Origin of the sequence: Legionella erythra (genome assembly GCF_001467615.1) — a bacterium.
Classification (GTDB): Bacteria; Pseudomonadota; Gammaproteobacteria; order Legionellales; family Legionellaceae; genus Legionella_C; species Legionella_C erythra.
In genome coordinates, this window is record NZ_LNYA01000002.1 from 18,276 (window position 1) to 37,189 (window position 18,914).

The window sequence follows — 18,914 nt, forward strand, 5'->3', positions numbered from 1 at the left end:
GAGAGGATCAGGTTTGAAATTGGGCAAATTACTGCATCATGCTGTCAGAATAATCAGTGGCCTGGCTCTGGGTTTGCTGGCCGGGCAGGTACCGGCGGCTCTCCCCACTCAGGACATGCAGGTGTGGACTAATGTAACCCTTAATGGCCCGCTCAGTTCAAAAACGCCAAAAATAAAATACTGGCTTGAAGCGCAACCGCGTTTTGGCGAGGATGTGTCACGGCTATCGCAAGTCTTGCTGCGGCCTGGTCTAGGCTATGCATTAACGCCAACCACCAGTATCTGGGGAGGCTATGCCTGGATTTACACCACGCTGCCATTCGCTAGCCCCTCATTTGATGAAAACCGTATCTGGCAGCAATTATTATGGAGCCGAAAATTCAATACAGTGCGTTTAGTCAGCCGTACACGGCTGGAGCAACGATTCATCCAGCAGAATATTCATGTCGCCTGGCGCCTCAGGCAGTTTTTTAAAGCGGAAATCCCGTTGCCGATTCAGCCCGCATTCAGTGCAATTGTCAGCAATGAAGTGTTCGTTCACTTAAATGATTTTAATCGAAACAACAACCAGGGGTTTGATCAAAACCGATTTTTTATAGGGATAGGTAAAGAACTGGCTCCACACATTAAAGCGGAGGCAGGTTACCTCAATCAGACGATACGGCGCATCAATGCCGCCGATTACAGCGCTAATTACCTGTCGTTGAATGTATTATGTAATTTCTAGATGGGGCCGTAAGTCCAGGCAGCAGGGTGTATTGTATGAGCAACAACTATTTTGAAAGCCCATTTAAGGGCATTCCTTTAAGTGAACAGGTTACCAATCCCAATATCCTGGTCGGTCAGCACAGTTATTATTCAGGCTATTATCATGGACATTCGTTTGATGACTGTGCCCGTTATTTAATGCCGGATGAGCCCCATGTCGACAAGCTCATCATCGGCAGTTTTTGCTCTATCGGCACGGGTGTCTCGTTTATGATGGCAGGTAATCAGGGTCATCGCATGGACTGGATCAGCACATTTCCTTTTTTCTATACGGGTGAGGCTATGTTTGCCGACGCTCTCGATGGCTATCTTCCTGCCGGCGATACGGTAGTTGGCCATGATGTGTGGATCGGCGCGGAAGCCATGATTATGCCCGGAATTCACATTGGTCATGGCGCTATAATAGGCAGCCGTGCTGTCGTTACCCGTTCTGTTGAACCGTACAGCATCGTTGCTGGTAATCCAGCGCGTCTTATCCGCAAGCGCTTTAATGAGCACGACATTCATCGCTTGCTGGAAATGGCCTGGTGGGATTGGCCACCACCGCGGTTGTCAGAAGCAATGAAATGGTTATGTGCCAGCGATATTGAGGCGCTTTATACTTACTGGCAAACGTGGCGGACTTGAAAAGGAAAGGGAATAGTGTTAAAAAACTGACCGTGACATTTGATGCGTTTTTGGTGAATTTTTTATCAAAATGCGGTAGAATGGCATCCCTTTCCACTGGATGTCCAGGACAATGACTTTAAACGGTTTAGTGTTTCTCTTTATGGTTATTAATGGCTTAATACATACCGAAGTGCACACGGTTAAACTCGGGGATACGCCGGTTAAAATCGTAAAACAGCAAGGTAAAGGAAAAACCTTTGTTCATTTGCACGAAAATGAAACCACCGCGCTCATGGCCGCTCAGTATTATGTTAATAAAGAAGGCGGGACCCTCATCACCTTAAAGCATTCTGGCCAGCGCAATATTGTTTTTCATCTGCACAAGGTTAAATATGAATTTGACCCGAATCGGATTTTTACTGAACAGGGCATTAAAAAAACCTTGCAGCAATACGGGCATTACTCACTGGCTGCTCATCAGGAAGTCAGCCGTTTTGCTTCAACGATTAAACACCTTATTCCGTCGGGGAAAGTGATTGCCGTCCATAACAACAGGGACTATTCGATTCGGGAATATTTTCCAAGGCATCCTCTGGCCGGGGATGCCAAAGCCATTAATTATCATCCGAACAGCAATTACCGCAATTTTTATTTTGTGACGCAGCCTAAAGAATTTGAGCGTCTTAAACATCTTAAATTCAATGTGGCTCTGCAGTCACCAAAAGCCCAGGACGATGGCTCGTTGTCTTATTACCTGGGTGCTAAAAATTACATTAATATTGAATCCGGTTATGGTCAGTTAAGCGCACAGCTTAAAATGCTTTATCATGCCTGACGGCTTGGCATAACCTGCTTTTCAAGATAGGATTAAGCTTTTGCACAGGGTAGGACGAATGGAGCAGCTTGACGAGAAAGTGACATCATCACAGACAACAATCCAACAGCAAATAGTGCAGCTCAGTTCGCATTTAAATGAGCGCATTCTCGGGCAGAAGGCACTGGTCTCACGGTTGCTGATTGCGCTGCTGGCCGATGGTCATCTGTTGGTTGAAGGGGCTCCCGGACTGGCCAAAACCCGGGCCGTCAAAGAGCTATCTGCCTTGATTGAAGGCAGTTTCCATCGTATCCAGTTTACACCCGATTTATTGCCAGGCGATTTAACCGGTACGGATGTCTTCCATCCGGAAGACGGTTCGTTTGTGTTTCAGCCCGGCCCTATTTTCCATCATTTAATTCTCGCGGATGAGATTAACCGGGCTCCGGCAAAAGTGCAGTCGGCCCTGCTGGAAGCGATGGCGGAGCGCCAGGCCACCATTGGCGGTAAGACTTATCCCTTACCGGAATTGTTTTTGGTGATGGCAACTCAGAACCCCATTGAGCAGGAAGGGACTTATCCGTTACCGGAAGCGCAGTTAGACCGGTTTTTGATGTACGTCAAAATCGGCTATCCAGACGCAGCAGTTGAACATGATATTTTGTCGTTAGCCAGAAAAGAAGCCTTGGGTGTGGAAGGCAGCCAATTTAAATCGATAGAGCCTTTAACCCAGCGCGCCTTATTCGAAGCCCGCAAACAAGTGTTAAAAGTGCATACCAGCAGTGCCCTTGAGCATTATCTGGTGCAATTGGTGGTCGCTACCCGCAATCCCGCCGCTTACAGTGACGAGTTGACCCGTTGGCTGCGCTTTGGTGCGAGTCCCAGGGCGACGATTGCACTTGATCGCTGCGCCAAGGCCCATGCATGGCTTGCCGGCCGCGATTACGTCACACCGGAGGATATCCATGTAATCGCGCATGACGTGTTACGTCATCGTATTCTCCTTAGTTTTGAGGCGGAAGCGGAAGGGGTAAACAGTGATGATTTCATCGATGTTTTATTACGCTTGGTAGCAGTCCCCTAGGAGGTTGAATGACCGACGGCGTTATCGCTCCCCTTAATGAATTGATTGATTTGAGGCGGTATGCACGTAAAATCCATTATAAACCCGGCAACAGCTCGGTGAGTGCGGGCAACCATTTGTCTAAACTGCGCGGGCGGGGTATGGATTTTTCCGAGGTAAGAAATTACCAGGCGGGGGATGAAATTCGTCATATGGAATGGCGGGTTACTGCCCGCACCGGCCGCCCTCATATTAAAATTTACCAGGAAGAACGTGAGCGTCCGGTGGTTATCCTGTCAGACTTCAATCCCTCTATGTATTTTGGTACCCGGGTGGCATTTAAATCGGTACTGGCTGCTCGACTGGCGGCTTTGATTGCCTGGACTGCGGTCAGGCAGGGTGATCGCGTCGGAGGGCTGGTTTATTCGGCAAGCCGACATGATGAATTCATGCCCCGAAGCCGCGAGGCCGGTATTTTACCCTGGCTTGCCTCCTTGAGCGACTACACCAATCAAGGGATTAATCCTGCGCAAGCGGAGCCGCGCCTGTTGAGTGATGCCTTGTTGCGCTTGCGCCGTGTGACCCGACCTGGCAGTATTTTAGTATTAATCAGTGATTTTTATCAGCTGGATGCCGACAGTGAAAAGCATTTAAGCCGTCTGCGTGCCCACAATGACATTCTGGTTTATCACATTTGCGATGCCCTGGAGTTAAATCCCCCACGACCTGATGTGTATGCCATCACCAATGGCGGCGAGGAAATTCTCGTTGATACCCGCATCCATCGCGTCAGCGATGATTACCGTCATTATTGCCAGCAGCGGTTATTGAACCTGCAATCCCTGTGTAAACGCTTGCAGATTCAGTATGTGACGGTGACGGCTGAGCAGGATCTGGTGCAATTGGTGAGACAGACTTTCCCACGGAGGTCACGTGACTGATCTGCAACCACTTGCACAATTACGCGACATCCATCTGCCCGCGCCTGTCGGCTGGTGGCCTTTAGCGCCTGGCTGGTATCTGTTGGCAGCGATTGCCCTGCTCGGGTTTTTGCTGTTGACCGGGGTGGTTTACCGATACTATACCAACGGCCGGGCGAAGCGACAGGCTTTAAAATTGCTCGCGGTTTACCAACAGGATTATCTGCGCGAAGGCGACAGTCAGGCGGCCAGCGCCAAGGTGTCGGAATTATTACGCCGCGTGGCGCTGGTTTATTTTCCGCGCGAGAAGGTAGCCAGTCTGCAAGGGGAAGAATGGCTGGCTTTCTTGAATCAAACCGGGAAAAACATCAATTTCAATGCCGTGCGTGAATGTTTGTTGGAATTACCCTATCAACGCGAAGCGGAGGTGAATGTGAAGCCCTTGCTTGCGCGTGCAAAAGCCTGGATTCAGCAAAGGGGAGTGCCATGTTCCAATTAGCCCAACCCTGGATTCTGCTGTTTCTGCCGGTGCCGGTTCTGATTTGGTTTCTCGTGCCGCGGGCTGTTTTAGCGCTGCCTGCGGCCCTCTGCGTGCCGTTTTATGATGCGATGTATGCCATTATGCAGCAGGAAAAACGCATGTTAGCCAGCCAGGTGCGTTCCGGACTGTTTTTAGCCATTTGGATCCTGCTGGTTGTTGCGGCCGCGGGGCCGCGATGGGTCGGAAACCCTCTCCCTCTGGAAAGGGAGGGGCGTGACATCATGTTGGTCCTTGATATTTCCGGTAGTATGGAATTAATGGATATGATGCTGGATGGCCGACCGGTGAATCGCTTAACCGTGGTGAAACGCAGCGCCGAGCAATTCATCAGTGAACGGGCTGGCGACAAAATCGGCCTGATTCTGTTTGGTACCAGGGCTTACCTGCAGACGCCGCTAACCTATGATCGTCACAGTGTACTGATGCGCATTGAAGATGCCACCATCGGCCTGGCAGGAAAAACCACTTCCATAGGCGATGCGTTGGGGTTAGCGGTAAAACGACTACAAAATGTGCCGCCAGAGGGCCGGGTGATTATCCTGTTAACTGATGGCGCCAATACTTCTGGCATGCTTCAGCCTTTAAAAGCCGCCGAATTAGCCGCTACCGATCACATCAAGGTCTACACGATTGGTCTTGGTTCCGAGAGCAATGTCCAGTCATTGAATGATGTGTTTTTAGGCATGGGAACCGGATCGGATTTAGACGAGGAGACCCTTAAAAAAATTGCCGAGGTTACCGGGGGACATTATTTCCGTGCCACGGATCCTCAATCACTGGCGGCTATTTATGAAAAAATAAACCAGTTGGAAACCGTTTCACGGGATGAGGTGAGCATAACGCCTGAGCAGGATTATTATCCCTGGTTGCTCGCTATCGCCCTGGCGTTGTTTTTATACTGGTTTGCTGAGCGGGCGGGATGGTTAAGGACCTTCAGCAACCTGCGCTTTAAGGAGACGCGCCATGCTGGCTAATCTGCATTTTTTGCGGCCCTGGTGGTTGCTCGCTCTCCTGCCGCTGGCTATATTGACCGTTCAATTGTGGCGCAGTAATGCCCGACTCGATGCCTGGGCTTTTGTGTGTGATCGCCATTTATTATCTCATTTAGTCTTGTCGACAGGTGAAAATAAACGCCATGTTGCCCTCCTGTCTCTTGTCGTAAGTGCCCTGTGCCTTGTCATCAGCCTGGCTGGTCCTGCTTTCCAAAAACTGCCTGTGCCTTCCTATCATCGCATCCAGCCTCGTATTCTGGTTCTTGATATGTCTGATTCCATGCTGGAGCGGGATTTGGTCCCGGACCGGTTAACGCGGGCTAAATTCAAATTGCATGATTTGTTTTCACGCACGGATATCGGCCAAACCGGCTTGGTGGTGTATACTGGTGAGCCGTTTATTGTTTCCCCCCTGACTGAAGATGCTCAAACCATCGATGCGCTCCTGTCTTCATTAACGCCGGACATTATGCCAGTGGGTGGTCAAAAACTGGATACTGCCTTAAAGCAGGCTGGGCAGTTAATTACCCAGGCAGGATTTAACCAGGGGCAGATTCTGGTGCTCACGGCGGAATCGCCAAGCAGCGAAGCCATTAAAGAAGCAGCTATCCTGGCCAAGCAGTCTATTCTCACTTCCGTCATGCCGGTTGTTGGCGGCAATACATCGATTAATCCCCTTTTTCAGGAGCTGGCAAAAGCTGGCGATGGGCTGGTTATTCCATTCAGAGACAATGCCAGTGATTTGGAACAATGGCTAAATGCGTCGGCAGCGAGCCGGCAATACAATCTCGATGAACAGAATTTAATCCCGGTTTGGCGTGATGAAGGGCGCTGGTTTTTAATTCCGGCTTTGATTTTTTTATTGCCGGTATTTCGCCGGGGATGGTTACAAAGGATAGAAACATGAGATTTGTCCTATTTTTCATCCTGTGGCTAAGCAGCGCCATGGCCCATGCGTTTGGTTGGCAGGATTTGTGGGCAACGGATGATCAACAGGCCCAGGCGCTGATGAATAAAGGCCAATACAAAAAGGCTCAGGAACGTTTTCAGCAACCAGACTGGCAGGCTGCTGCGGCTTATCGGGCTGGCGATTATGAGCAGGCAGCTAACCATTTCGGCGCCCTGGAAACACAACAGGGCTATTACAATCAAGGCAATGCTCTGGCGCACATGGGGCGATACGAAGACGCGATCAAGGCTTACGATGAAGCGCTTAGAATCAACCCCAATGACAAGGATGCTCTGCATAATCGTCAGTTAGTCGAAAACTTGCTGAAAAAAGATGAGAATAAACAGCAAAACCAGGATCAAAACAACCAAAATCAGCAACAGAATCAAGGGCAACAGGGTAATAATCAACAGGATCAGCAGCAGAATCAGGGGCAACAGGGCAACAATCAACAGGATCAGCAACATAATCAGGGGCAACAGGGCAACAATCAACAGGATCAGCAGCAGAATCAGGGGCAACAGGGCAACAATCAACAGGATCAGCAGCAGAATCAGGGGCAACAGGGCAATAATCAGCAGGATCAGCAGCAGAATAACAATCAACAGGGTGATAATCAACAGACCAGGCAGGGTAAGGCCTCAAAGCAGAACTCAGCCACGCAAGCACAACAGAATAAAAATAAGCGAATGGATGAGTCACCTGGACAATCAGAGGTACAAAATCAACAGTCAGCAGAAAACCGTGAGAAACAGCAGGCGAAAGAGCAAATGTTAAATTTGATTCCTGATGATCCGGGCGGGTTAATGCGAGAAAAATTCCTGCGCGATCATCTAAAGCGCAAACGAGGGTGGTATCAATGAAACGATGTTTGATTCTTATCGGTTTAACCTTATGGCTGGGGCTTGCACAGGCTGCAGTAACCCTGCAGGTGGACTCTCAAAAAGTGCAGATGGGGCAGCCCTTTCGGTTAACCTTAACCCTGGATGATGAAGCCGGGTTGCCTGATCTGACGCCCTTACGGAAGGATTTTACGGTGGTCGGTACCGAGCGCAGCATTAACTACACTGTGATCAATGGTCAGGCGCGCTCAGTGAACCAATGGATAATTATGCTGATGCCGAAGCGCACGGGCATGCTGACTATCCCTGCAATCCGCATTGGGCAAGAGCAGACAGCAGCAACAACCGTGGAGGTGATGGAGGACCAACCCGACGAGACGCAATCCATGGATGAGCCTAAGGACATCATGTTGCTGACGGAAGTAAGCGATGAACACCCTTACGTTAATCAGCAGGTGATTTATACTGTCAAATTGTATTATAACCGCCGGTTACTGGATGCGGATTACCAAACCCCGGAAATCAATGACGGGTTATTGGTCCCATTAGGTGAGGGCAGACGCTATCAAAAGTCCATTAATGGCATCGCCTATGCTGTGGAAGAGCAGCAGTATGCACTCTTCCCGCAAAAAAGTGGCCCCTTGAAAATCAAGTCGCCGGTCTATAATGCCCTGGTGGCTGATGTCATACCGAGACGTGCCAGCGTTAAAGCGAAAACAACGACGTTAATGGTAAAACCGGCTCCGGCCAACGCCGGAACCAACTGGTTTCCGGCCAAGCAGGTTCAATTGACGGAATCCTATGATGAACCCTCCCTTCGTTTAAAGCAGGGCGATACGTTGACCCGCACCATCACGGTGCAGGCTACAGGTGCCGCTGCGCAACTGATGCCACGTCTTAACCTGCAAAAGAGTGATGAATACAGTATTTATCCTGAAAAACCGGTTGAAAAAACCACATTGCAAGCCGACAATCTGGTCGGAACGACCACGCTTAAGGTGACTTACCTGCTCAATAAATCAGGAAAAATCGTTATCCCCGAATTAAAGCTTCCCTGGTTTAACACCGTGACACACCGTGCCGTTGTCGCCACGTTGCCGGCACGTACCCTCAACGTTGCATCCTTGGGTGACAGTACCCAGTCTGCACCGACGGCATCAGGTCCGTTGCTAAAATCATCGCAGTCCCCGGCTACTGGTCAGTCGGCTCAGGTTGCAAGCTCAGCTGAGCCCGAAAAAAATAACCTGCTGGCCTGGATCCTTGCCGCCCTGTTTGCGTTAGCCTGGATGATCACGCTGCTCCTTTGGTGGTTAAAGCAAAAACGGCCTTCCCCACATCGTCACTTTGCGGCCAGTCGAAAAAAGCTACGGGAGGCATGCCTCGCTAATGATCCTTCAGCGGCGAAAGATGCCTTGCTTGCATGGGCGAATTTACAATGGCCTGAGGCTGGCATCCTCCAGATCAACGACATAACACGTGTGGTACGTGATGCCGGGCTTAAAAGGCAATTGGCGCTGTTATCGGAGGCGGTGTATCAATCCGGCCAGCACACCTGGTCAGGAGAGCCCCTCTGGCGGTGTGTTGTTACGTTGAAAAACAGTCAAGGCACACCAATGAAGGCTGACCCCTTACCGCCTATTAACCCATTGTGACCCAATCATGGACGTGAAGGACTACTGCCGGCTGGATGCTCACGGCCTGGCCGCAAAAATAAAGGCAAGTGAAACCACGCCCAATGAAGCAATGGATTGTGCGCTGACCCGCCTTAAGCAAGTCAATCCGTTCCTGAACGCCATTGTGCACGATTGCAGCGGCTGGGCCTTTGACCGGCTAAAAGCCATGAGTGGCAACGAGCCATTTTATGGTGTGCCCGTGGTGGTGAAAGATTTGGGTTTTACTCTGGACGGGGTGCCTTTTACGGCAGGTTCGCGCTTTTTTGCAGGGACTGTGGCCAATGCCAATAGTGATTACATTAATAATTTACTGTCACTTGGCATGCTGCCATTTGCAACCACCAATACCCCGGAGCTGGGCTTGTCTTTTGTGACTGAGGCCGCTTTACATGGCCCGGCGAAAAATCCCTATGATCTATCCTTAACGCCCGGCGGCTCTTCAGGCGGTTCCGCGGCTGCTGTGGCGGCGGGTATTGCCCCGGTCGCCACCGCCAGTGATGGCGGGGGATCCATCCGCATTCCGGCCGCTTGTTGCGGCTTGTTTGGGTTTAAGCCTACGCAAGGGTTAATTTCTCTGGGGCCATGGGTGGATGAGTCCTGGTCGGGTTTAAGCGGGCAGCATGTGATTACCCGCACAGTACGCGATTCGGCCAGTGTGTTTGCCCATCAGATACAGCATCAACGCCCCCTAACGCCTGTAACACCTTCAAGGTCTAAAACGGTGGCTTTAGTGCCCAAGGCGTTTACGCCGGTTGCGGTCGATAAACCCTGTCTTTTGGCGGTAGACATCATGCGTCAGCATCTGGAAGCGCTGGGTTATCATGTCATTGAACAGGATTTGTCGCTCGATCTGGAGTTGATTAATCATTGCGCTCGGATGTTAATTACAGCCAATACAGCGGCCGTTATTGAGAGCCAGCAGCAGGTGCTGGGAAGAAAAGCGAGAAAGCACGAACTGGAGCCGGCAACCTGGGAATTTTATCGTGAAGGGAAGGCAATGACCGCGAGTCAGCTTATCCGGGCACGCACACAGCTTTACCGTTGCCTTCGCCCTCTGCACGCGTTGCTGAATGACACGGCGTTTCTGTTGACCCCGGCATTAGCGCAATTGCCGCTTAAAATCGGCAGCCTCGTCTTTAATCACGATCTTGAAGCCTACCTTGAGGAAGGCCGCGCATTCTCACCCTTCACCCCCTTATTTAATCAGGCGAACTTACCTGCAATGACCATGCCTGTTATGCAGCATGGAGGTTTGCCTGTCTCGGTCCAGATTGCTTCGGGAAGATGGCGTGATTGGTCATTACTCGCTTTGGCTGAACAATTGGAGCCAACCTTGCCAACATTCTGGCCGCCGTTGCCCTGATGGCTGGGTTATCAGGAAAGCTAATTCAGCAATGCGCCTATTAACTGGCAGCATTGAAGAAATATTTTCTAGGCGGCTCGCTATTTATTTCCTGCTGGAGTATAATAACAAGACTTGGTTGTTTTCTATATCTCAGCGGAAAATGTTACTCTCGTGAAAATCCCTCTTTGAATATCAAGTGACGAATTATCGCGTAAAGTCCCATTCTGATGGCTCTGATTAGATAACTCCAAGTGTGTGTTTAATTTTATTTGGAAAATATAAATGTCCGCTATAGTAGAAACTGGCCACGTCAAGTGGTTTAATGATGATAAAGGTTATGGCTTCATTAGCCGCGATAATGGTCAAGACGATGTTTTCGTCCACTTCCGCTCCATCAAAAGCGAAAGTTCCGGGCGCAGAACATTAGTTGAAGGTCAACGTGTACAGTTCACCGTCAGTAAAGGCCCTAAAGGATTGCAAGCAGAAGAAGTATCTGCCATCTAATCCTGTTGTTTCTACCCATTTTTTCTCTTTACCAGCAGCATCGCTGCTGGTAAAAGAGAATAGTCGCTATGAAAAATCCAGATGTTATAATCATTGGCGCTGGCGCTGCCGGTTTGATGTGTGCTATCGAAGCGGGTTTTCGTGGCCGTCAGGTATTGGTTATTGACCACGCTAACAAAGCGGGCAAAAAGATACTGATGTCCGGGGGTGGGCGTTGTAATTTTACCAATTATCACATCGAAGCTCATCATTATCGCTCTGCCAATCCTCATTTTTGTAAATCCGCATTAAAACGCTACACAGCGTATGATTTTATTGATCTGGTCAGAAAATTCCGTATTCCTTTTCATGAAAAATCGCACGGACAGCTGTTTTGTGACAATAAATCATCCGATATTGTCAACATGCTGCTTGCCTGTTGCGAAGATGCTGGCGTAACTATCGCATTAAATACCTCGATTCAAGCGGTTAAGCGTGAGGAAACCGGTTATCTTTTGCATTTGGCTTGTGGCACACGCCTTAAAAGTAAATCATTGGTTATAGCAACCGGCGGCTTATCCATCCCAACCATGGGGGCATCGCCTTTCGGTTATCAATTGGCAACGCAATTCGGCTTGCATGTGCTCCCTACGCGGGCAGGATTGGTTCCTTTTACCCTGCAGCCGCATGATAAGGAACGGTATGGCGCTTTATCCGGTATTTCCGTCCCTTGCCGTGTGGTCTGCAATAACCAGGACTTCACTCTGGACATGTTGTTTACCCATCGGGGATTAAGCGGCCCGGCCATGTTGCAGATTTCTTCCTTCTGGCAACCGGGCGATGAGTTAGTCATCGATCTGGCGCCAGGTGAAGATCTGGTTGCTGAAATCCTGGCTGCGAAACGCAACAACCCAAAAATGCGGCTGAAAACCTGGCTTGAACAGAAATGGCCAAAACGGGTTGTGGCGACCTGGCAGGAGGATGCTGTGCTTGAGAAAGAGCTGACCACCTTTTCCGATCAACGCTTGCAGGACGTGGCCTTCAGTTTTAGTCAATGGCACATCAAACCCAATGGCACAGAGGGCTATCGCACAGCTGAAGTCACTCTGGGCGGTGTGGATACCGAGGCTATTTCTTCGCAAACGATGGAAGTTAAGGCAATTCCTGGTCTGTATTTTATCGGCGAGGTCCTGGATGTGACCGGCTGGCTGGGCGGGTATAATTTTCAATGGGCCTGGTCTTCTGGTTGGGCGGCAGGACAAGTGGTTTAACTCGGCAAAATCCCTCGTAAGTTAACGAAAGTTCTGTATAATCAGTGTGCCTTGGATTGACAGGATGCTCACGTGATCAGAATAATTGTATCGTTATTGTCCATATATGCGGTATTAGCCCAGGCTTCGGTGCCAGTGGAAGGTACGTTTATTGCCGGTAAATCGTGTCCAGCCTATCTTTCCAAAAATAAAAAGACGAATCCCGCCAATGTTTCTGTTGAGGCGGGACGGCGTTATCCTTTAATCGAGATCAACAAACCTTACAAACCGGTTTGGCTGCGCATTGCCATAGCCGATGGACGCTGGGTGGCCAGCGAATGCGGCGAAGCCGATTACCAGGCCAAACCAGCTCAGTGCGATCAAAGTCCCGGTATGGCTGATTCATACGTGCTGGCGCTAAGCTGGCAGCCGGCTTTTTGCCAGACTTATGGTTATGAAGCAGGTAAACCCGAGTGCATGAAATTGAAACCGGCCTCTTATGCAGCCTCTCATTTGGCCTTGCACGGCATGTGGCCAAACCAGAATCAATGCGGGCAGAATTACGGTTTTTGCGGCGTCGAACCGCAAGCCAATCATTGCGATTACCCGATCGTGAATTTAAGTGATGACGTAGCAGATTCGTTACGCGTATTAATGCCCAGTTATGCCTTTGGCAGTTGCCTTGAGCGGCATGAGTGGTACAAGCATGGCAGTTGCCAGATTTTAAGTGCGGATGCCTATTTTTCGTTGGCCATGCGCTTGACCAGGGAAGCGGATCGCTCGCCATTAGGGAATTATTTGCATGAGCATCTCGGTAAAACAGTGACCCGGAATGAATTGGAAGATCAGGTACGTCTTGCTTTTGGCAGCGAGGCCGCGAAAAAGGTCTATCTGGGTTGCAAAAACGGTTTATTAGTCGATATCTATATTCAGTTGCCGGCCTTGATACCCTATTCGGAATCCCTTAAATCCTTAGTCCAGCAAGCGCCGGAATTAAAACGCCACTCGGGTTGCCCGGCCTCGGTAGGCATTTCTGATTTCACCAAAGACGCCTGGTTTTAGGCAGTTAAAGGCCATAAGTCAAGCCTGGACTAGTCTTCAACAGGATGAGCTTGCGCATTGCTTTAACTTCCTCTAATGTAGGGAGTAAACGTTTATTTGGAAACGAAGCTTATGTTGACCCGCTTTTTGGCATTGATTTTTATAGCGTTTCTGCTTGCTGGTTGCCACCGTCAGGCGATAGCAACCAGAGAGCAGCCCGTGGCGGTGGCCAAAGTTCGGACCACACAGGTACGTACGGTGCCCCGTTTCAATCAGGTCATTGCCAGAGGGCGTCTCAATGTCGATTTGCACACGGGTTACTCCAAACCACAGGTCATTCTGCGTGGCGCAGCCAGCGATCTGCAGCAAGTGGTAACCAAAGTCCAGAATGGTCAGTTACTTATTCAGATTGGTGAAGGTTATCCTCGCTGTGGGTCGGTTTCAGTGGAGGTGCGCGGGCATTATTTAAATTCATTCACCTATCAGGGAGGCGGCGTCATTACCGGGTCGCGTCTTCATTCCGGGTTACTGGATTTAAGTATTGATAATCCAGGTAATACAACCTTGGGCGGTGATATTTTTCTGCGTAAGCTAGACGTTCGGGGCAGCGGTAATGTTCAGATTAACGGCGTTCACGCGCATTATTTACAATTGTCCATGCACGGCAAACCGCATGTGCAATTGACGGGCATGGCCAATTTGTCGATGGTCGAACTGGCGGGTGAAGGCTGGTTCAGTATGTATTGGATAAAGAGTGATAAATTAAAAATTCGTGCTAAAAACAAAGCCTTTATGCAGTTAGCTGGTATTGCCAATGTCATTGATGTGGAATTATGGGGAAATGCCCAATTTAAAGGACGTTACTTACGGGCCAACCGCGCTTTTGTTAAGACCCATGATCACGCCGTGGCTGAGCTATCAGCGGTAAAGCGGCAGCATACGCTGGCGACGGATGCCAGTGACATCTATTTTTACAACATCCCGGAGATGCGAACCGACTTCATGGCCTATAATGGCGCGGTGCTTGACATGCGTGACTGGGGTTTTTATTCCCTGCAGGAATACACCCGGTATAATAAGAGTTTAAATAATTAACAGCCCCTACGGGCTGTTGTTATTTTCCAAAGCTGAAGGATGTCGCTGAAAAGTCCAGGTCATCATCAAAGAAATCGAAATCAAGCCCATGGATCATCAGGGCTGGATCGATCTCGGCTGTATTTGGCTCATCCCCCATGTCCTGCTGCAATCCCTCGTTCACAAGATAAGCCACGGAAAAAACAGCGGCCATCCAGGCACCTACATTGCCCAGCGTTTTAATCACTTCTTTTTCTCTTTTAGAAAACATGACGACTCCCTTTATTTGCTGAATAAAGGGATTGAGTGTACATGATTAAATCAGACTTAACCAGTCGTCAGATTCTGATTAATGCACTGAATGATTTCGTCAATATCACCATCCAGCGGCAATACATGGGCGGATTTGGCAAGCCAGTGAATGGTGGTATGGTCGCAGTTGGCAAAGCGGGCGGCAACCTGGCGCGAAGCCACCACTTCATCATAACAGCCAAGAAACACATCAGTCGGGCAGGTGGGCGGGGTAAATTCAAACTGCTTGACCAGAGTCAGAATTTCAATAATAGTCGTCAGGGGAAGTTGGCGGTATGCAATTTCACAATGATTCGCGGTGAATAGATTACCGGCTGCACTCCGCAGTTGACGAAATCCCAGTTGGTAGAGGATTCTCGCGAGTTTAAGGGAACCCGGTAAAGCCAATTGCAAATCAAGAGCCGGTGCCAGTAAATACAGGTGGTGCAGAGGAAAGCGGCTGCTTAAGTGACAAGCTAAAAGCCCGCCCAATGACAAACCCATGACATCAACGTATTGAAATTCCGCCACCAGCGCTGCACAAACATCTTCGACATAGGCAAGCCAATCCGAAGCTTTAACTTCGGCAAAGGCATTCAGATTTTCACTATGGCCAGGCAGCACCGGGGCAACCACGGCATCGTAACCTGTCAAGGCGCCTAGCAGGTTGCGAAAAACGGCGGGTGAAGAAGAAAAGCCATGCAATAACAGTAAAACACGGTTTTTTTCCTGACCTTCACGCTTAAAAGGCCGTAGCAAATCAGCATCTTTTCTTCGCAACGTGGAAACTTGTACCCCCCGTCTCATACAGCGAAAATCATTTAAATTCATTCAATTCCCTTCTGGATAAGCATGTCGTTGGCCATAATAACAAACCCACGCGCAGGTGAAAATGCCATTCATTATTGCCCCTTAGTGTGTCCAGGTGAAAAAAAACTGTAAATACAGGCTGTCTGTGGCGAAAATCAGCGGTATTCATCATATTATATGCTAAATACCCGTGAAGCCTATTGTCGTGTAATGGGTATGCTATTCTTTAAAGAGTAAATGAAATTTTTGACAGGTGATTTATATGTCTGGAACGGAATTATCAGGGTCCATACCTAACCCCACGTCGACAACGCCCACTCCTGGTGCTGGCAGTAGCAGTAAAGATGACAATGATTTACTCAATCAGAATCAGACCAGCAACAATGCCAATCAGGACAAGGATGAATTAGATTCCCGAATGAAGCAGCTTGAGGAATTAATGAAATTTGTCGATGAGATAAATGATCAACTCACAGGTGCGATTAATCAAGCCATATCGCCAATGATGGGGGCGGCCGGTAATGCCATTAGTCAAGGGTTTAATTCGGTCCAGGGGATGTTTTCCAGCGGCAGTAGCAACGGGAGTAGTAATGATGCCCCAGAGATGGATAACGATCAGGATGATTCCATGGGCATGGGAGCTGGCATGGAAATGTCCATGATGAGTTCTGACACCATGACGAACCCCATGGATGAAATTGAGAACATGCCGGAGCTGGATCAGTTTCAAAGCATCGTCAGCGGTCCAAGTCAGGGTCAAAGTCAGGACATGGGTATAGAGGAAGAAGTGACTCAGGGCGTTTCAATGGTGATGTGATCGAATGCGTAAGCGGCAGACACGTCCTCAAAAGGTTTTTTACCTCCGTGCTGTGCTGCATAGCACCCATTTAATCCTGACTTGCGAAGAAACCAGGTTCCGCGATAAGCACGGAACTTGGTTATTTAACTCAGTACAGGCTGTTTAGTCCCACATGAGCGGCATCTAAACGAGCGTTATGATTCCATTAATTTATGCGGCAAACTTTCAAGACGACCAGCTTGAGTAATCACCACATAATTTAATTTGCGTTGCAGTTCGGAAATAGTGTCTGAGCCTGCATAGGTTAGGCCCGAACGCAATCCACCAACGATGTCAGCAATAATGGCATCCTGATTGGTTTTGTAGGGAACCTCAGTCGCTACGCCCTCGGCTGTTTTCCATTCATGCATTTGCCCGAGAAAATCTTCCTGCGCTTCACGCGACGCCATGCCGCGGTAGCGTTTAACCAGGCGGCCATCGTCTTTTTTAATGGCCTCACCTGGTGTGGGCTCCGTGCCCGCTAACATGCCGCCGATCATGACGAAGTCAGCACCAAACGCCAGGGCTTTAACAATGTCACCGGAAGTACGGATGCCGCCGTCAGCTACGATGGACCGATCGGTGCGGGCGCAATCGTGAATGCAGGTGAGCATGGGAATGCCAAAACCGGTTTTGATGCGGGTACTGCAGACCGAACCGCCGCCGATACCGGCCTTGATAATGTCTGCGCCGCAGGAGGCTAAGTAATCAGCGCCGGCATAAGTCGCGACGTTACCGGCCATGATGCAGCGGCTGCCCAAAAGTTTACGCAGGCTTTTTAAGGTTTTGCCGACGTATTTGGCATGCGCATGGGCCACATCCACGCAGAAAAAATCAGCACCGGCATCGCGCAGGGCTTCCGCACGCTGCAGTTCTGTTTCGGTGCAACCGACGGATACGAAGACTTGTCCCTGGCATTGCTTGAATTCACGAATATTGTCTTCGATGCTTAAAAAGCGGTGCATCACGCCGATGCCACCTTTGCTGTGCATGAAGTTAGCCATTTTACTTTCGGTAATGGTATCCATGTTCGAGCTCATCACAGGCAATTTAAGGCTTAATTTGCCGAGCCGATCCGTCATGCCGAGATTCACAACCCGGCGAGACTCATGATGATTGTAGGCAGGAACCAACAATACATCATCGAAAGTAATGGCTTGCATACTCATGCTTATTCTCTCCTAAAACGCGTACTATAAATGTTCCGCTGCATAATAAGCAAGCCTTGAGCGTTCGCCGCGTGTCAGGGTCATGTGGGCGCTATGCTGCCAATGTTTGAAACGATCCACGGCAAAGGTAAGGCCCGAGGTTGTTTCGGTGAGATAGGGCGTATCAATCTGTTTGATATCGCCGAGGCAGATGATTTTACTGCCAGGGCCTGCCCGGGTAACCAGGGTTTTAATTTGCTTGGAGGTGAGGTTCTGCGCTTCGTCAATGATGATAAACCGATTTAAAAACGTGCGGCCGCGCATAAAATTCAGTGAACGGATTTTAATTTTGTTCTGCAATAAATCCTGCGTGGCATTGCGGCCAAAGGTGCCGCCTTCCTGAGAACTGTGCAGTACCTCGAGGTTATCCATCAAAGCACCCATCCACGGCGTCATTTTTTCTTCTTCAGTACCGGGTAAAAAACCAATGTCCTCACCCACGGGGATGGTGACGCGCGTCATTAAAATTTCATTGTAGCGGTTCTGATCAAGCACCTGGGTCAAACCAGCGGCAATAGTCAGCAAGGTCTTGCCTGTGCCCGCTGAGCCTTGCAGGGTGACAAAATCAATGTCTGGGTCAAGAAGCATATTTAAAGCAAAATTCTGTTCGCGATTACGCGCATTGATGCCCCAGACGGAATGCTTGGGTTGGGTAAAATCACGGGCGACCTGTACCACAACGCCGTTGGATTCAATGGTTTTAACCATGGCCTGGAACTGGTTGTCTTCCGTACTTAAACAATCGTTGTAATTCCATTGATTGGTTAATGGGCCAGTAATGCGGTAAAACGTGCGGCCGTTTTCCTGCCAGGCCTCCATGTTTTTGGAGTGGCTATCCCAGAAATTGTTTTCAAGGATGTGCAAGCCGCTGTGCAGGAGGTTGACGTCATCCAGCACCTGATCATTGTAATAATCTTCGGCAGGAATACCGAGAATACCGGCTTTAATCCTGAGATTAATGTCTTTGGAAATAATGACCACCGCCCGATCGGGGTGTTTTTTCTGTAGACCCAGGGCCGTGGCGAGCAGGGTATTGTCTGCTTTATGACCCGGTAAAGACGTGGGTCGCAATTGTTCAAATTCATCGGTCTGGAAAAATAGCCGCCCGCTGCTTTTGACATGTTCAGAAGTCAGGAAACTCGGAATGGGCAGGCCGGCTACGATTTGAGTGTGGCTGGCATTGCTCATCAGCTCCACTAACATGCGGTTGGTTTGCCGGACGTTGCGTGCGACTTCTGAGAGACCGGTTTTGTGGCTGTCGAGTTCCTCGAGCACCACCATCGGTAAATAAATATCATGCTCCTCAAACCGGTATATGGCGGTGGGATCATGCATGAGGATGTTGGTATCCAATACGAACAATTTTCGGCTTTCAGATTTGTTTTCCATGAGAATCCCTGTCT

The 18,914-nt window shown here is 49.5% G+C and carries 20 protein-coding genes; 16 read left to right on the forward strand and 4 right to left on the reverse strand.

Annotated features, from left to right (window positions below; translation table 11 throughout):
• Positions 1-13 precede the first annotated feature (13 nt).
• The 15 genes from Lery_RS00925 (at position 14) to Lery_RS00990 (ending at position 14,385) form a co-directional block, all read left to right on the forward strand.
• A complete protein-coding gene (locus Lery_RS00925; RefSeq protein ID WP_237759118.1) occupies positions 14-727 on the forward strand; it encodes a DUF2490 domain-containing protein in 714 nt (237 codons plus the stop codon).
• Between the two features lie 35 nt (positions 728-762).
• A complete protein-coding gene (gene catB, locus Lery_RS00930; RefSeq protein WP_058525373.1) occupies positions 763-1,395 on the forward strand; it encodes a type B chloramphenicol O-acetyltransferase in 633 nt (210 codons plus the stop codon).
• A gap of 142 nt (positions 1,396-1,537) precedes the next feature.
• Positions 1,538-2,212: a hypothetical protein gene (locus Lery_RS00935; protein WP_058525401.1), complete on the forward strand. Its 675-nt coding sequence runs from the start codon at positions 1,538-1,540 to the stop codon at positions 2,210-2,212.
• A gap of 58 nt (positions 2,213-2,270) precedes the next feature.
• Positions 2,271-3,275: an AAA family ATPase gene (locus tag Lery_RS00940; protein WP_058525374.1), complete on the forward strand. Its 1,005-nt coding sequence runs from the start codon at positions 2,271-2,273 to the stop codon at positions 3,273-3,275.
• Positions 3,276-3,283: 8 nt separating this feature from the next.
• Positions 3,284-4,195: a DUF58 domain-containing protein gene (locus tag Lery_RS00945; RefSeq protein WP_058525375.1), complete on the forward strand. Its 912-nt coding sequence runs from the start codon at positions 3,284-3,286 to the stop codon at positions 4,193-4,195.
• Positions 4,188-4,673 (forward strand): DUF4381 domain-containing protein, encoded by a 486-nt coding sequence (locus tag Lery_RS00950; protein ID WP_058525376.1) that lies wholly within the window; start codon positions 4,188-4,190, stop codon positions 4,671-4,673. Before Lery_RS00945 ends, Lery_RS00950 begins: the two co-directional genes overlap by 8 nt.
• Positions 4,661-5,689 (forward strand): vWA domain-containing protein, encoded by a 1,029-nt coding sequence (locus Lery_RS00955; protein ID WP_058525377.1) that lies wholly within the window; start codon positions 4,661-4,663, stop codon positions 5,687-5,689. Before Lery_RS00950 ends, Lery_RS00955 begins: the two co-directional genes overlap by 13 nt.
• Positions 5,679-6,614, forward strand: coding sequence for a vWA domain-containing protein (locus tag Lery_RS00960; protein ID WP_058525378.1), 936 nt, complete (start codon positions 5,679-5,681; stop codon positions 6,612-6,614). Before Lery_RS00955 ends, Lery_RS00960 begins: the two co-directional genes overlap by 11 nt.
• A complete protein-coding gene (locus Lery_RS00965; protein WP_058525379.1) occupies positions 6,611-7,519 on the forward strand; it encodes a tetratricopeptide repeat protein in 909 nt (302 codons plus the stop codon). The genes Lery_RS00960 and Lery_RS00965 overlap by 4 nt, the downstream gene beginning before the upstream one ends.
• The gene (locus Lery_RS00970; protein ID WP_058525380.1) at positions 7,516-9,150 is read left to right on the forward strand and encodes a BatD family protein; all 1,635 of its coding nucleotides are present in this window, start codon (positions 7,516-7,518) and stop codon (positions 9,148-9,150) included. Before Lery_RS00965 ends, Lery_RS00970 begins: the two co-directional genes overlap by 4 nt.
• A gap of 7 nt (positions 9,151-9,157) precedes the next feature.
• The gene (locus Lery_RS00975) at positions 9,158-10,534 is read left to right on the forward strand and encodes an amidase (RefSeq protein ID WP_058525381.1); all 1,377 of its coding nucleotides are present in this window, start codon (positions 9,158-9,160) and stop codon (positions 10,532-10,534) included.
• A gap of 264 nt (positions 10,535-10,798) precedes the next feature.
• Positions 10,799-11,020, forward strand: a complete 222-nt coding sequence (locus Lery_RS14910) for a cold-shock protein (protein WP_082657084.1) — start codon at positions 10,799-10,801, stop codon at positions 11,018-11,020.
• A gap of 68 nt (positions 11,021-11,088) precedes the next feature.
• Positions 11,089-12,270: a BaiN/RdsA family NAD(P)/FAD-dependent oxidoreductase gene (locus Lery_RS00980; RefSeq protein ID WP_058525382.1), complete on the forward strand. Its 1,182-nt coding sequence runs from the start codon at positions 11,089-11,091 to the stop codon at positions 12,268-12,270.
• 72 nt (positions 12,271-12,342) lie between these two features.
• Positions 12,343-13,311 (forward strand): ribonuclease T2 family protein, encoded by a 969-nt coding sequence (locus Lery_RS00985; protein WP_193392292.1) that lies wholly within the window; start codon positions 12,343-12,345, stop codon positions 13,309-13,311.
• A gap of 96 nt (positions 13,312-13,407) precedes the next feature.
• Positions 13,408-14,385 (forward strand): GIN domain-containing protein, encoded by a 978-nt coding sequence (locus Lery_RS00990; protein WP_237759119.1) that lies wholly within the window; start codon positions 13,408-13,410, stop codon positions 14,383-14,385.
• 19 nt (positions 14,386-14,404) lie between these two features.
• Here the strand turns inward: Lery_RS00990 and Lery_RS00995 are convergent, their stop codons facing one another.
• Both Lery_RS00995 and Lery_RS01000 read right to left on the reverse strand, forming a co-directional pair.
• Positions 14,405-14,635, reverse strand: coding sequence for a hypothetical protein (locus tag Lery_RS00995; protein ID WP_058525384.1), 231 nt, complete (start codon positions 14,633-14,635; stop codon positions 14,405-14,407).
• 56 nt (positions 14,636-14,691) lie between these two features.
• A complete protein-coding gene (locus Lery_RS01000; protein WP_058525385.1) occupies positions 14,692-15,486 on the reverse strand; it encodes an alpha/beta hydrolase in 795 nt (264 codons plus the stop codon).
• Between the two features lie 241 nt (positions 15,487-15,727).
• Here Lery_RS01000 and Lery_RS01005 point away from each other — a divergent pair, with 241 nt between their 5' ends.
• Positions 15,728-16,282, forward strand: coding sequence for a hypothetical protein (locus Lery_RS01005; protein ID WP_058525386.1), 555 nt, complete (start codon positions 15,728-15,730; stop codon positions 16,280-16,282).
• A 176-nt stretch (positions 16,283-16,458) separates the two neighbouring features.
• On the opposite strand, the gene Lery_RS01010 is transcribed toward Lery_RS01005, so the two are convergent.
• Both Lery_RS01010 and Lery_RS01015 read right to left on the reverse strand, forming a co-directional pair.
• Complete coding sequence (locus Lery_RS01010; protein ID WP_058525387.1) at positions 16,459-17,472, reverse strand: guanosine monophosphate reductase; 1,014 nt, start codon at positions 17,470-17,472, stop codon at positions 16,459-16,461.
• Positions 17,473-17,496: 24 nt separating this feature from the next.
• Positions 17,497-18,900, reverse strand: coding sequence for a PhoH family protein (locus Lery_RS01015; RefSeq protein ID WP_058525388.1), 1,404 nt, complete (start codon positions 18,898-18,900; stop codon positions 17,497-17,499).
• Positions 18,901-18,914: the final 14 nt, after the last annotated feature.

Excerpts from the sequence above, each read along its gene's own strand:
- catB (WP_058525373.1), top strand. The coding sequence starts at position 763 with ATGAGCAACAACTATTTTGAAAGCCCATTTAAGGGCATTCCTTTAAGT.
- Lery_RS00935 (WP_058525401.1), top strand. The coding sequence starts at position 1,538 with ATGGTTATTAATGGCTTAATACATACCGAAGTGCACACGGTTAAACTC.
- Lery_RS00940 (WP_058525374.1), top strand. The coding sequence starts at position 2,271 with ATGGAGCAGCTTGACGAGAAAGTGACATCATCACAGACAACAATCCAA.
- Lery_RS00945 (WP_058525375.1), top strand. The coding sequence starts at position 3,284 with ATGACCGACGGCGTTATCGCTCCCCTTAATGAATTGATTGATTTGAGG.
- Lery_RS00955 (WP_058525377.1), top strand. The coding sequence starts at position 4,661 with ATGTTCCAATTAGCCCAACCCTGGATTCTGCTGTTTCTGCCGGTGCCG.
- Lery_RS00960 (WP_058525378.1), top strand. The coding sequence starts at position 5,679 with ATGCTGGCTAATCTGCATTTTTTGCGGCCCTGGTGGTTGCTCGCTCTC.
- Lery_RS00965 (WP_058525379.1), top strand. The coding sequence starts at position 6,611 with ATGAGATTTGTCCTATTTTTCATCCTGTGGCTAAGCAGCGCCATGGCC.
- Lery_RS00970 (WP_058525380.1), top strand. The coding sequence starts at position 7,516 with ATGAAACGATGTTTGATTCTTATCGGTTTAACCTTATGGCTGGGGCTT.
- Lery_RS00975 (WP_058525381.1), top strand. The coding sequence starts at position 9,158 with ATGGACGTGAAGGACTACTGCCGGCTGGATGCTCACGGCCTGGCCGCA.
- Lery_RS14910 (WP_082657084.1), top strand. The coding sequence starts at position 10,799 with ATGTCCGCTATAGTAGAAACTGGCCACGTCAAGTGGTTTAATGATGAT.
- Lery_RS00980 (WP_058525382.1), top strand. The coding sequence starts at position 11,089 with ATGAAAAATCCAGATGTTATAATCATTGGCGCTGGCGCTGCCGGTTTG.
- Lery_RS00995 (WP_058525384.1), bottom strand. The coding sequence starts at position 14,635 with ATGTTTTCTAAAAGAGAAAAAGAAGTGATTAAAACGCTGGGCAATGTA.
- Lery_RS01000 (WP_058525385.1), bottom strand. The coding sequence starts at position 15,486 with ATGAATTTAAATGATTTTCGCTGTATGAGACGGGGGGTACAAGTTTCC.
- Lery_RS01005 (WP_058525386.1), top strand. The coding sequence starts at position 15,728 with ATGTCTGGAACGGAATTATCAGGGTCCATACCTAACCCCACGTCGACA.
- Lery_RS01010 (WP_058525387.1), bottom strand. The coding sequence starts at position 17,472 with ATGAGTATGCAAGCCATTACTTTCGATGATGTATTGTTGGTTCCTGCC.
- Lery_RS01015 (WP_058525388.1), bottom strand. The coding sequence starts at position 18,900 with ATGGAAAACAAATCTGAAAGCCGAAAATTGTTCGTATTGGATACCAAC.